Genomic DNA, 13,673 nt, shown 5'->3' on the forward strand with positions numbered 1-13,673 from the left:
GTGTGATCCGCTCGTGTCTCTCCGGGGTGGGCACCTTCGTAGAGGCGTTTTGCGCGCGATCACATTTGAGGCGGCGCAAAACGTCTCCGGGGAGGAGTCACGTCCCGGCAGTCTCGGCACAAACCCTCGCGAATGGCCGGAGAACTGTGCCTAGGACCACCTCGAACGCCGGTGGAGAGGGTTCCAGTGGGCAGCAGGGCAAACCGGCCCGACTTGAGCCCGCAGTGTTAGCCGACCAGCGCTAGCCGATCAGCGCGCTGAACGACCCGAACTCGACCCGCGACCCGGGATCAAGCTCGTAGCGCACACCGGAGTCGAGAGCGAAAGCGCTGCCATCGGGGTAGATCAGGCGCGTGCCGTTGCCCGAATCGGCGTCGAGCACCCAGGGCACGCCGTCGAAGGTGCCGAATGCGAGGTGCACTCGCGACACCGACTTGAGCGGGTCGACCAGGGTGACCAGGTCGACGGGGCCCTCGTCGAGCTCGGACGCCAGCTGGTGCAGATGCGGATTGCGACCGACCACGACCGAGCCGGAGGCCTCGAGAGTCTGACCGTCGCTGAAGGTGAGGAGCAGAGGAATCACCTTCCCATTCTGGTGCGAGAACGTCTCGAGCGGAGATCGTCCAAGAGACGTCGGGCCGAAGCCCACAGCGACCGCGCGGTGAGACGGAACCGGAGGCGCTGCCAGCGCGTCGGAGCCAGCGCGATGACACTGATCTTGGCGGCGTCCGCCTCGCGCCACAGGCGATCGACGTCGGCCGAATCGAGCACCTGCGTCGAGAACACGCTGCGCTCGGTCTCCGCTGCCAGCCGCTGCACCTCGGGCGTGCCGACGAGAGCGGCGATCTCGGTGCGCGTCGCCGACGCGTCGACGTCGAAGCCGGCGTCGTCGATGGTGTCGCGCACTTCATCCCAGGCGCCGGACGCCGCGACCTCTCGGGCATCCGACGCGCGGCGTCTACGTCGACGCAGGAGTCGGGCGAGGGCGATCACCCAGAGCGGCGAGGTGACAATTCCGAGCACCAGCACGATCGGCAGGCCGACGCGCGCCACCGCCGCGAGCACCTCGAGCCAGCCCGGCGCCGCCGGCTCGCGGCTGGCCTTCTGACCATCGCGGTTCTGCGAGACCGCGGCGTCGTTCTTCTCGGGCGGTGGCGGCGGCAGAACCGTCTGCGGCCGGGCGACCGACTCCGACGGAGTCGTCTCGGTGGGCGGAACCGGGCCCTTCTCGGGGTTCGGATCGATCGACACCCAGGATCCGCCCGACGTCTCGACCTCCACCCGTGCTGTGAGATCGGCCCCCGTGAACGTCGTGCTGCCGGTGGCACCCGCCGTGCTCGTGTCGTCGTCAGAGCCGGACTTCGCGTAGCCGACGACCACGCGGGACGGGAATCCGACCTGGCGTGCGAGGAGGGCAAGCGCGGGCGCGTACTGCTCGGCGTCGCCGAGGACGGGCGACGAGGTGAGGAGCTTCTGGATCCTGCCCGCGGAATGCCCGGCGGCGCTGAAGGGCTCGCCGTCGCCCGAGTCGCTCACGTACCCGGAGCGGAGCCAGCGCGTCAGGGCGGCGAGACGACCGCCGGGGGTCGTCGCACCGTCGGAGTGGGCCTTGACGGTCGCGGCCAGCGCAGCGGGAAGCGCCGACGACACGGGTTGTGTCGCACTGCCGGGTCGCAGCTCGGCGAGCCGGTCGAGCGATGTCGCGCCGGCGATCGCCGTGTCGACCGTGTACCGCTCCTCCGAGACGACTCCCCCGGGCAGAGCCGCTGTGCTCGTGGTGGCGTTGAGGTAGTAGTCGGTGTCGGGGGCGTTCGCGTCGAATCGAACCCGCGAGACGTCGCCGGCGGTCGGCAGCCAGACCCCGCGGTAGCCTTCGACGCTCACGCCCAGGGAGACCCGCTCGCCGTCGACCGTGCCGCGGTCGACGGCCGACGGAACCCGGGCGAAGGTGCCCGACGACGCCGTGTCGCGACCGTCTCCGACGGTGAAGGCCAATCCGTCGTACGAGTCGAGCGTGGCGACGCGCAGGAGGGCGCCGTCCGGCAGGCCGGTGACCCGGAGCATCGGTTCGACGGCGTTCGGCGGCAGAACGCTCGTCCGATAGCTGACGAGGGGGCTGACGTAGTGATCGGGGTCGAACGGCGGGGCCACCGCGTCGCGGAGGACGGCCCGGTCGGACGACGGCGGCCTGGTCATCGCAATGGCCGTTCCTCCCCCGACGGCGACGGCGACGAGGAGGGCGGCAGCGATCACCCGTGTCATCGACAGGGCACCGGCTCCGAGGCCCGACCACACACCCCAGGCGAGCGCGACGACCACGAACGCCCCGCCGACGGCGAGCGGCAGGGTCGTCGTGGTGCCACCGAGGGCGATCCCGGCCGCCAGAACGGCGACGGCGGGCACGACGGCGAGGCCCGGCCGTCGCGAGCGAAGCGTGAGCGACACCGCCACCACGACCGCGGCGAGCAGCACGACCAACGCGGGCACCAGCAGGGCCTCGTAGCGGCCGAGAGGCAGGTCGACCGAGAGCATGCGCTTCCAGGAGGTGACGGTGCCGATCACGAGCGCGCGGAGACCGCCGCCGGTCGGCAGCACGCCGAAGGCTGCCTGAGACGGCACGGCGAGCGGGACCCCGACGAGGAGGTAGGCGACGAGGGTCGCGACCACGACGGGGAGCGCGGGCCAGGCGCGCACGGCGGCGATCCCGGCGAGGAGCGATCCGACGACGCCGGCGGTGATGGCGAGGGTGACGAGTGCCGGATCCTGGTAGACCGTCGCGAGGGGCACTGTCGCGACCGTGAGGAGCAGAAGGGCGAACCCCGAGTGGACTAGGCGGCGCGCGGTCAGAACAGCGTGCCCGGCCCCGACACGGCGCCCGCTCACCACACGACGCCCGCTCACGAGACGCCCCCGGCGAAGGATCCGCGGAGATCGTCGAGATACCCGAGCGTCACGACGCCGAGCTCGCCGAACCGCTGCAACCCGGGCTTCTGCTCGGGCGAGCACACCAGCGCGACCACCTCGACGCCGAGCGGGAACCGCAGCGACCACGACTGGAGGTCGCGCAGGGTCGGCGTCGATCCGCAGACCAGGAAGACGAGGGAGGCACCCGAGACGCGATCGGCGGCGAGGCGGGAGACGAGGCCGAGGCCGACGCCCGACGACCCCTTGTCGAGAGTGCTCAGCTCGTCGAGGAGCCGCTGCCGGCCGCGCGTGCTCACGAGTCTCGGCTCGCGAACGCCGTCGACGTCGTCGCCCGAGGCCGGGGGGCTCGTCGCCACGGTCACGTCGCGCCCGTCGCGCAGGGCACGAACGGCGATCGAGGCCGCGGCGCCGATGCCGAGCTCGAACTCGTCCGGGCCGCGGAAGTCGGTCTCGGCCAGGCCGAAGGCGATGACGACGTGGCTTCGGCGCGTCTCTTCGAACTGGCGGACCGTCAGCTGGCCCGTGCGCGCCGTGCTCTTCCAGTGGATGTGCCGGCGGTCGTCCCCCGGTCGGTACTCGCGCAGGGCATGGAACGAGATGTCGTCGGTGGTGAGATCGCGCGTCGACGCGCCCTCGAGGTCGCGGATGAAGCCGTTGCTCGTCGGCGGCACCGCCACGGTCGCCGGGTGGATGAAGACGTCGACCGTGTCGGTCGAGAGGGCGTCGCGACGGAAGAGGCCGAGTGGATCACCGCGAACGGTGCGGACCGGCCCCACGCGGACGACCCCGCGGGCGTCGGCCGGGATCCTGAACTCCGTTGTCGACGAGGCCCCGGCGCCGAACTGGACCGGCACCGCCGACTCGCCTATCTGCACCTCGAGGCGAGCACCCCAGAGCGGACGCCGCCCTTCGGAGCCCAGCACGACGCGCCCCGTCACGGGCGACCCGACCACGGTGCGCACGACGGGCACCTCGAGCTCGACGGTGAAGCGGGTGCGCCCGATCAGGAACAGCGCCGACAGCACGAGCAGGAACACGAGTGCCAGCCCCGCGGCGGCGAATTCCAACCAGCAGAGGCCGTATCCGACGGCCAGGGCTACGACGGTCGCCGCGAGCGCGGCCCAGCCGAAAGGCGTGATGACGCTGCCAACGAGTCGCGCGAGAGAGAAGACGCGCACGGCCGTTCGACGGCGAAACCGGCGGAGTCGACGCAGCCGGCGCGCGAGGCGACGCGCGGGCCGACGATCCGAACCCCGCGACGTCGCCGCAGTGCCCGTCGCACTCGTCGCCGCGGTGTGCCCCGTGCGAGTCGTGTGGCCGGTGCGAGTGTTCGTGTCGGAGGTCGGGGTCACACGGGCAGCCGTCTCGTCGGCGGCGCGACATCGAGCAGGATCCGGCCGACGATGCTCGTGCCGGTCACCCCGTCGAATTCGGCCTCGGGGTCGAGCACCAGCCGGTGGGCGAGCACGGGTTCCGCGAGTGCTTTGACGTCGTCGGGTAAGACGTAGGTGCGCCCCTGGCTCGCGGCCCAGGTCATCGACGCCCGGACGAGCGCGAGGGCTCCCCGCACGCTCGAGCCGAGCCGAACCTCGTCGGCGAGCCGGGTGGCGTCGACCAGTCGCGACACGTAGTCGAGGATCGCGGCGTCGGTGACCACGAGCTTCGCCGCGTCGATCAGCCCCAGCATGTCGGCCACGCCGATCACCGGCTCGATCACCCGGTGATGCGACTTGACCCGCGCTCCCTCGAGGATCCGCCGGGTCGAGATCGCATCCGGGTAGCCGAGGCTCGTCTTCAGCAGAAAACGGTCCAGCTGCGCTTCGGGCAGGCGGTAGGTGCCGGCCTGCTCGATCGGATTCTGCGTGGCGATCACCATGAACGGGTTCGGCACCGAGTGCGTCACGCCGTCGACCGTCACCCGCGACTCCTCCATCACTTCGAGGAGGGCCGACTGCGTCTTGGGCGAGGCGCGGTTGATCTCGTCGGCGAGCAGGATGTTGGCGAACACCGGCCCGGTGTGGAACTCGAACACGCCGTTCTTCTGGTCGTACATGCTCATGCCGGTCACATCGCCCGGCAGCAGGTCGGGGGTGAACTGGATTCGCGAGCTGGAGCCGCCCACCGTCTGGGCGATGGCCCGAGCGAGCGACGTCTTGCCGGTGCCCGGGAAGTCTTCGAGCAGCAGATGCCCCTCGCTGACCAGGGTCGTGAACGCCAGGCGCACGACGTGCGGTTTGCCGAGCACGACCTGCTCGACGTTCTCGACGAGGCGGTCGAAGACCTCCTTGAACCAGGCGGCCTGTTCGAGAGTCATCGTCTCGTTGGGCTGTTCGGGAGTCATCGGTTCTCGTTTCTGGTGGTGGTCATCGGCGTTCGGCGGTCGTCGGAGTGCGTCACGGCTCAGGGCGCCGGAGCGGTGGGCGGTGGGGTCGCGGGCGGAGTCGTGGGCGGCGGGGTGACGGCTGCAACCGGCGTGAGATTCTGGCCGATCTTCGTCTCAGGGCCACAGGTGTCGGAGCCCTGGAACCGGCAGGCCCTCGCGAACACGTCGAAGGTCTGCCCGTACGGGTTGCCGTTGGGTGTGCCGACGCCGGTGATGAAGCCGCCGTCCTGATCGATGCGCTGCCAGTTGCCCGAGGGCTGACCGGCCGTGACCAGGCTGTATTCGTAGTGGTCGACCCGGCTGCTCGAGTCTCTCAGCCGTCCCACGCGGATGTCGGTGGCGACCTCGGTGCCGCCCGGCGTCTGCTTCTCGAGCGTCGCCTCGCCGGAGGGCGCGGCGGGCAGGTTCGTGTCGGCGACCCCGGAGGTGAACCGCGCGCAGAACAGGCCGTTCGAAGCGTAGACGGCGTAGCGAGAGCGGCCGAAGCCCGGATCCTGATCCGTCCACGAGGTGGCCGAGCCGACGTTCGTGCCCGGCATCGACTCGGGGCGGCAGGAGTCGGGAGTGTCGCCGCTGACCGGGGTCACCGAGTAGACGAGCGCCTGGCCGCCGTTCGCGCTGCCGGGCGTCCAGTCGACACGCACGCGGATCCCGCCGTCGTACAGGGTGGCGCTGCTGACCGTGACGTCGGTGGGCGGCCCGACCGAGTTCGAGCGCGCCGAGGCGGGCTGAGACGTGTTCGTCTTGTTCGACGCGGTGATCGAGATGGCGTATTCGCTGCCGGGCTGGATACGAGGATCCGAGACGGCCAGGCTCGTGGCGATCGCCGGCAGCTTCTTCGACAGCGAGACACCCGGCCCCGAGAAGACCAGCGAGTACGACTGCACCGGCGTGCCCTTCGTCGCCTGCGGGGCGCTCCAGCGGGCCAGCATCGAGTGGCCGCCGGCGTCGGCCGCGGTCGCGGTCAAAGAGACGTCGCGGGGTGCCCCGGGCGTGCCGTCGATGACGACGGTGTCGCTCGCCGGGCTCGGCTTGCTCGTGCCGAGAGCGTTGTCGGCAGTGGCCGTGAACGCGAACGGTGTGCCGTAGGCGAGACCACGGACGACGCACGCATCCGGGTTGGCGCAACGGGCCGTGACGGACTTGTCGGTGGAGGTCACGGTGTACGCGCGCACCGGCGAGTAGTTGGGGAACGCGTGCGGGATCCTCAGGGTCACCTGCGCTTTGTCGGTGTCTTTCGCCGCGATCGCGGGAGCCTGTGCGGGGGCATCGGGAACATCCTGGATGGTCAGCGAGATGGTGCTGGAGGCGTAGCGGGACGGATCGTTGGTCACGTCGGCGACCTCGTACGGCACCGTGACCGTTCCGGTCTTGGCCGTCTTGGCGACGCGGAGGGCGACGACGCTGCGGTCGGCGCTCGGGCTGATGGTGACTCCCGCGGGCAGGCGGGCACCCCGGCCGACCGACACGACGCGGAGGGGGTGCCCCGGGAACGGGTTGGTGGCCTGGTCGTTGGCGAGGACGGAGACGCTGGTCGAGGATCCGCGGCGGAGCGTGACGCTGTCGGGGATCGGTTCGACGATCGGCCTGGTGGAGCGGACGATCGAGACCGTGACGACGCCCGACTTGCCCGCCCCCTTCGAGTCGCGCACCGACACGACGACGCGGGCAGTGGTGCCGACGGTGCCGCCGTCGACGGCCCGGAGCGACAGCTTCGCCCCCGACACGCTGGCCGTGACCGCGCCGGGAGTCCCCGAGACGGCCGAGTAGCGGAGCTCGCCATAGCGGTCGGGATACGGGTAGTCGGTGAGGGCCTGGAGGTCGACGGTCGTCGAGGCGCCGGCCTCGAGCGGCAGGTCGGCTCCGTTGACCACGGGCGGTTCGTCGGTCTTCGGGGTCACCGTGATCGGGATCGTGAGCGTGGCCTGGTCGAAGAACGACGCCGCCCGCCCGGCCGGGGCGTCGGTCGCCGTCAGGGTGATGGAGGCGGGCCCGAAGTAGCCGGTCCGCGAGGTGAAGCGGAGGGTCCGGTCGTCGACGACGAGGCTGGAACCGTTCGAGTAGGTCGCCGATACGCTCGACGACCCGGCGATCCGGACGGCACGGCCGGAGACCCCCTGCAGTTGGTCGGCGAGTCGGATCGTCAGAGTCGACCCGCTGACGACGGTGAGTGCGGGCGCATCGGGCCGGAGCTCGGGCCGACCGTCGTCGGTGCCGGGCACCCAGACGAAGGCGATCGACGACGTCGCCGCCGAGTCTTTGCGCGAGACCCGGAACGGCACGATTCGGCTCGACTTCGCCACGGCGATCGTGACCACGCCGCCCGTGACCGAGGCCCCCGACGAGTACCCGGGCAGGAGCGACAGGTCGAGATCGGCCGACGAACCCTCCGAGAACGTCACGGAGCGAAAGGGACGGACCTCGACGCTCGATCGGCCGGCGATGTCGCTCGACTTCAGCACGATGTCTCGTGCCACCGGGCCGGCAAGCGGCGCCGACTTCGACACGTCGAGGTAGAGCCACGCCGAGGCCGAGCCACCGCGCGAATCGCGGGTCGAGTAGAGGACGCCGTAGCTGCCCGCCTTCTCGGGTGCGGTCAGTGCCACCGAGTTCGCGGTGAAGCTCGGCCGCACGGCGGAGCTCGTCGCCTCCACGCCCGTCACCTCGACGTCGCCACCCGACGGAGCGCTGTCGTTGTCGAGCACGTGCACTGAGAGCTTGGTTCCGGGCCGAGTGCGCACGAGGTCGTCCTGGGCGATCGGCGGCGCGACGACCCCCGACGACGGCGTGACCCCCACGCGAATCGTCCCGGTGCCCACGGCGCCGACCGCGTCGACGACCGAGTACTCGAAGGTGTCGGTTCCCGAGGCATAGGAGGAGGCCCGATAGGTGATGGAGTCGGTGCCGACCGAGGCCACGGCGCCGAGCTTCGGTGCGGAGGCCTGCCCGACGAGGCTGACGGCGTCGCCCTCCGGGTCGATGCCGGAGAGCGGGATCGGAATCGTGACCGCTCCCCCGGCGGTGACCCGAGCGGTGACCGTCTGCGGGGCGGGAGCCCGGTTGTCGGCGTCGTCTCGCGCTTTCACGGTGAGCGACACCGAGGCGGTCGCGTACTGGCCGTCGGACTGCGTGATGCGGTACTTCGCGGTGAATCGGCCGGGCTTCGCCGGAGCCAGGTAGCGCAGGCGATCCTGCGCCGCGAACAGCAGGCCGCCGTTCGAGGCGACAGGCTGCTCGAGAGTCGGCGCGAGCTGGAGCGGCTTGTCGTTCGGCTGCCGGTCGTTCGCGAGCACGGGGATGTCGACGACCTGTCCGACCCGCACGACGCTCGCGTCGCCGACGGCCTGCGGGGGTTGCAGGCGATCGGGCTCCGGCGTCTCGACGACGGTGACCGTTCCGGTCGCCTCGGCTTTGCCGTTGGTGACCGTGTAGTCGAAGGTGACCGGCCCGTCGAGAGAGCGGGTAAGGGTCACGCGCAACGTGCCCTTCTGCACGATGCCGACCGTCACGCCCGATCGGGCAGGAATGCCCGAGACCGACACGAGCGACAGCACACCGCCGGCCGGATCGCTGTCGGTCGCCAGCGGATCGACCGTCTTCGTGTCTTGCAGATAGAGGAATGCCGTGGTCGGCACGGTGATCGGAGGCAGGTTCGCACTCGGCGGATCGATCACGTCGATGCGGATCGAGCCACTGGCCGTTTTCGTTCCGTCGGTCACTGAGTAGCGGAGATGATGGGTTCCTGCTCGAGAGGCCGAGACGGTGAAGGTACCGTCGGCGAAGTCCGGCTCGAGCGTCACCGATTCGTCGCCCTTGGCCGCGGTGACGCCGTCGAGCCGCAGCGTCCCCGTGCCGCCGCGCGCGTTTCCGAGCGGGGCCACCGACTGCTGCTCGCCGGTGTACCCGGTCAGCGAGAACGACTCGGCGATGATCGGAACGCTGCCTCGCGCGCCCACGGTGACCGTCTCGGATCCTGCGCCCTGGTCTGTCCCGTCGGAGACCGAGAGGGCGACCGACTTCAGAGACCCCTTGGCCTTGGCTGCCGAGCCGGAGTCGGTGAACGTGACCAGGCCGTCCTGCGAGAAGTTGACCGAGTCGGGGCTGGCCGTGCTCGCCGACCGCAAGAAGATGGGGTCGGAATCGGGATCGACCCAGTCGGCTAGCACGCTCGTGCGGGTGGTACCACCGGCGGCGACCGAGGTGCGAGTGGCGCGGACCTGCTTCGGGGCGCCGTTGACCGAGTCGCCGTGAACCTCCACGGTGACCCGTGCCGATGCCTCGTGCCCGTAGCCGTCGCTGATCGTGTAACGGAAGCTCTGGCTGCCCCGTGCGTCGTCGCGTGTCGTGACGAGGATCTTCTGCGCGTCCTCGACGATGTCGACCCGGCCGAAGTCGGTCGGCAGGGCAGTCGCGCGGGTGACGACCAGGGCATCGCCGTTCGCATCGCTGTCGTTGAGGAGCACCGGGAGCGTGTTGGCGCGCCCCGCTCGCACGCCGAACGAGTCCGCCCGGGCGACGGGGGCCTTCTGGGCGGGGTCGAGCTTCGGTGGCACGTCTTCGCGGGACTCGGTCGTCGTCTTCCGTTTCGTCTCGTCGACGAAGTCGCTCCAGTTGTCGATCAGCTGACCGCCGTGCTGGAGCGCCCAGCTGCGCCCCGACAGGGCATCGTTGGCGACGAGGTGGTGGCCGCGCACCAGCAGCGCCAGCGGGGCCGCGCTCGTTGCCCGGTCGAGCGTCTCGGTGGTCGGCGTTGATCCGTCGCCACACTGGCGCAGGGCGATGCCGCCCGACCATGCCCCGTAGTCGCAGCCGTCGAGCCGGACCGGCGCGGCGGGAGTGCCCCGACCACCCGTGCCGACCACCGAGACGCGGCGGTCGCCCGGGTCGACGGCGAGCAGGCGCGTCGAATCGGAGAGAAGGATCCGGCTGCCCGTCGTCGAGGGCTGCTGCAGTCGGGCCGACCCCGGGTCGCTGATCCCCGTGGCACCTCCCGCACCGGTCGTGCCCGTCGCCTGGCCGCTCGTCAGATCGACGAACCCACCGTCGACCCACAGCCGCCCCGATACGGCGTCGAAGAGCACCGGGCGGCCCAAGACCAGGGTCACCTGCACGCTCGGCGCCGCCCCCGGAAAGCGCACGGCCCGTGACGACGCGGCGCGGCCGCTCGTCGGGTCGAGCGATCCGGTGACGAGGGTGCCGGTCTTGGCGCTGTAGCCGGCGTAGCCGCCGTCGGCGTCGACCGCGAGGGTCGCCGAGGATCCGAGACTGAACGTGGGCGCACTCGTCGCCTCGAATTTCGACAGGTCGCCGAGCGTCGAGGCCCAGGCGTCGCCCGTCGAGGCCCGGTAGATCGCCGCCCACCCGCCGGACCCGACGACGCGCGGAGTGCCCTCGGGCAACGGCACGGTGTCGGTCACCGTGCCCTGGGAGGGATCCACGAGCTGGAGCGTGTTGGCACCGGTGTCGTGGACGACGACGTGAGTGTCGTCTTGGAGGAGCTCCATGTCGGAGCCGTCGGTCGCGACGGTCGCCGTGAGGGCGCCGATCTCGGTGTTGGCCGTGCCAAGGAGGCGGTCGCTGCCGTTGGCCACCCACACCGAACCGTCGTCGAGGTGGTGGTCTTGGCGCTCGTAGCCCGGAGAGACGATCGCGGCCGCCACGACCGTCGCGACCACGACGACGCCGGCGACCGTGCCGATGGCGGTGCGGCGGCGAGGGCTGGGGCGGGTGAACCGCGACGTGACGCGACTCGCGGCTCGGGTGAAGGCGTTGGGCACTCTCAGCCGCCCACACAGGTCGGGTCACTCGCCGGGCCGATTCGGCCGTCGCGCACCACCGTCACCGTGACGCAGGTGCGAGCACCGGTCGTCGCGGAGCGCTCCAGCTCGAACGACGTCCCGGTCTGCGTCGCCGAACGCGAGCCCGCGCCTCCGTCGAGGCGGACGCGATAGGCGTCGCCAGTCGAGAGGCCGGGGTCGTCCCAGGAGAAGCGGAAACCGGTGGTCGTGGTGTCGGCAGCGACCGTGCCGACGCGGGGCACATCGGCCCCTCCCCTCGCGTGAAGCTCGAGCGGAATTCCGATACCGGCCAGTACGACCAGGGCCGCCACCGAGATCGCCACGACCCGAACGGGCAGAGAGACCCGAGACCGGCCCGTCAAAGCGGAGTCGTCGTCGGCGGAACGCACCACCGTCCGGTCAGGTACTGACACCGGTGCCGCGGTCACGGGAGCGACTGCCGCGGGTGGCCGACTCGCGAGGGCGCGACCCACTCGCGAGCGCGTGCGGGAGCCGGTGTCGGCCGGGTCGGATCCTTGGTCCGTCCGCCTCGACGCCGACCGCGGACGGCGCGGGGTGCCGGACGCCGTTGCGCGAGCCGACAGGGCCGGAATGTCGGCCTGGAGATCGAGCGACGACGAGTCGAGCACACTCTCGGTGGGCAGCAGGAGCGGCGAGGGCCTCGCACCGAGCTCCGCCTCGACCAACTGGAACTCGCGCAGTAGGTCGACGATGCGTGCGGGGCGTCGTGCGGGGTCTTTCGACAGGGCGCCGGCGAGCGCCTGTTCGAGCCGCGCCGGAACGTCGGCACGGCCGGTCGTGGGGGCTGCGTTTCTCCCGACGATCCGCCGCTGGATCGCCTCCATCGAGTTGTCGCCGCCGACCGCCTCGAACGGCGACCGACCGGCCAGGAGCCCGTGGATCGTCGCCGCGAACGCGTAGACCTCGCTCAGAACGGTGCCGCCGGTCGTGCCCCGAAGCACCTCGGGGGCCGACCACGGCACCGAGAGTCCGCGGGTCTGGTCGTCGTCGGTGGCGAGGGCCGCCGCGATACCGAAGTCGGAGAGCACCGGCCGGCCGTAGCTCGTGCGCAGGATGTTCGAGGGCTTGACGTCGCGGTGCAGGAAACCGTCGCGGTGAGCGGTCTCTAAGACGCTGCCGACGGCCAGGGCGACCTGGAGGACCTCGGTGACTCCGAGACGCTCGTTGCGGAACCTCGTGCCGTACGACTCGGGGCAGTACTCCATCACGAGATATGGGCGACCGTCGGCGGCGATGTTCGCCTCATAGACGGTGAGCACGTCGGGGTGGGCGGCGAGCTGCGCCATCAGGGTCGCCTCGGCCAGGAACATCCGCCGCCGGTCGGTGTCGGCCACTCCGGCCAGCAACACCTTTACGGCGACGCTTCGGCGGGGCAGGCTCTGCTCGTAAAGAAAAACGTCGGCGAACCCGCCCGTGCCGATCGGCCGGACGACGGTGTAGCCGGGGAGCACGGGTGCGGTCTCGGGGAGCCTAGAGGGCACCGACGGCTCCCGGGTCGGAGCCGGCGGGGTTTGGGCTGGCGAGATCGAGGCCCGTGGGGTCCGAGCCGGCAGGGTCGGAGCCGGCGGGGTCGGCGACAACCGTGATCGTGACGTCGGCGGTCAGCACCAGACGGGTGCCGGGGACGATGGGCACGGCCTCGTGCGGAGTGAGTCGGTAGGGCTCGCCGACGACGGGAATCAGCGTCGTGCCGTTCGTCGAGGCGAGGTCGCGCACGACGAGATGCGCTCCCGAGCTCGTCAGCGAGAGGTGCGTCGCCGAGACGTGGTCGGTCACGCTCGACACGGCCAGCAGGGCTGCCCCGGCGTCGTCGCGGTCGCGCGGGGCGCGCCCCACCAGGGTGGTCCCGTCGACTCGGTGGAGCACGCGGCCGTTGCGGTCGGCGAGGTCGATGAAGAAGAACGCAGGATCCGAGGGGGCTGCGCTCGCACTCCGGCCACCGTCGGCGGTCTGCCCGGCGTCACCGGCCCTCGGCGTCAGGATCGTCGCGTCGAAGTCGGGCTCGAGAGTCGGCTTCGCCGTCTCGTGAGGGGTGTTCGGCTGCTCCTCGCCGAGAGTCAGGATCGTCTCGTCGAAATCGAAGTCGAGATCGGACTCGTCGGGGGCGATCTCGACATCGTCGCGGTGGACTGCCAGAACACCGTGGATCTGCTCGACAGGCGGGTGTCGCCCGTCGACCTCTAGCGTTTCGGTTCCCGTGGTGATGCTGAGACGAACCCGCGAGCCCAGTGTGATCTGCACGATGCGTGTGGAGCCCTGGCGAATCGAGAGGGCGGCTTCGTCGGTGTGGTCGGGCACCAGAGCCAGCGTCACCGGGCGAGCCCACGTGAGATCCCAGCCTGCCTCGTGCACCACTCCCCCGATTCCCCGTTTCTTGCTCGACCAGACTACCCACTCCGGTCGTACTTCTCGCGGGGCACAAATGCCCGTTGCCGCTCCGTGCCTGCCCTGCCCTGCCCCGGCCCCGCCCCGAATTTGAAGGAGATCCTGGTACCCGACCCCGTCGGATCCTTGATTCTTCGTCGCCGCGCGAGCGTTTTTCCTTC

Annotated in this window: 7 protein-coding genes; all 7 read right to left on the minus strand. The window is 70.9% G+C overall.

Annotated features, from left to right (window positions below):
- Window positions 1-241: 241 nt before the first annotated feature.
- The 7 genes from EDF39_RS14320 to EDF39_RS14350 are packed head-to-tail and all read right to left on the minus strand — an operon-like array spanning window position 242 to window position 13,425.
- The gene (locus tag EDF39_RS14320) at window positions 242-583 is read right to left on the minus strand and encodes an FHA domain-containing protein (protein ID WP_123944087.1); all 342 of its coding nucleotides are present in this window, start codon (window positions 581-583) and stop codon (window positions 242-244) included.
- Window positions 580-2,901, minus strand: a complete 2,322-nt coding sequence (locus tag EDF39_RS14325; protein ID WP_123944089.1) for a transglutaminase-like domain-containing protein — start codon at window positions 2,899-2,901, stop codon at window positions 580-582. Before EDF39_RS14325 ends, EDF39_RS14320 begins: the two co-directional genes overlap by 4 nt.
- Complete coding sequence (locus EDF39_RS14330) at window positions 2,898-4,277, minus strand: DUF58 domain-containing protein (RefSeq protein ID WP_123944091.1); 1,380 nt, start codon at window positions 4,275-4,277, stop codon at window positions 2,898-2,900. The genes EDF39_RS14325 and EDF39_RS14330 overlap by 4 nt, the downstream gene beginning before the upstream one ends.
- Window positions 4,274-5,266, minus strand: coding sequence for a MoxR family ATPase (locus tag EDF39_RS14335; protein WP_233573136.1), 993 nt, complete (start codon window positions 5,264-5,266; stop codon window positions 4,274-4,276). Before EDF39_RS14335 ends, EDF39_RS14330 begins: the two co-directional genes overlap by 4 nt.
- Before the next feature lie 59 nt (window positions 5,267-5,325).
- Window positions 5,326-11,085, minus strand: coding sequence for an Ig-like domain-containing protein (locus EDF39_RS14340; protein ID WP_123944093.1), 5,760 nt, complete (start codon window positions 11,083-11,085; stop codon window positions 5,326-5,328).
- A 2-nt stretch (window positions 11,086-11,087) separates the two neighbouring features.
- Entirely contained in the window at window positions 11,088-12,608 is a 1,521-nt protein-coding gene (locus EDF39_RS14345) for a serine/threonine-protein kinase (protein WP_233573137.1), read from the minus strand.
- Entirely contained in the window at window positions 12,598-13,425 is an 828-nt protein-coding gene (locus EDF39_RS14350; RefSeq protein WP_123944095.1) for a hypothetical protein, read from the minus strand. The genes EDF39_RS14345 and EDF39_RS14350 overlap by 11 nt, the downstream gene beginning before the upstream one ends.
- Window positions 13,426-13,673 lie beyond the last annotated feature (248 nt).

Origin of the sequence: Frondihabitans sp. PhB161 (assembly GCF_003814635.1) — a bacterium.
Classification (GTDB): domain Bacteria; phylum Actinomycetota; class Actinomycetes; order Actinomycetales; family Microbacteriaceae; genus Frondihabitans.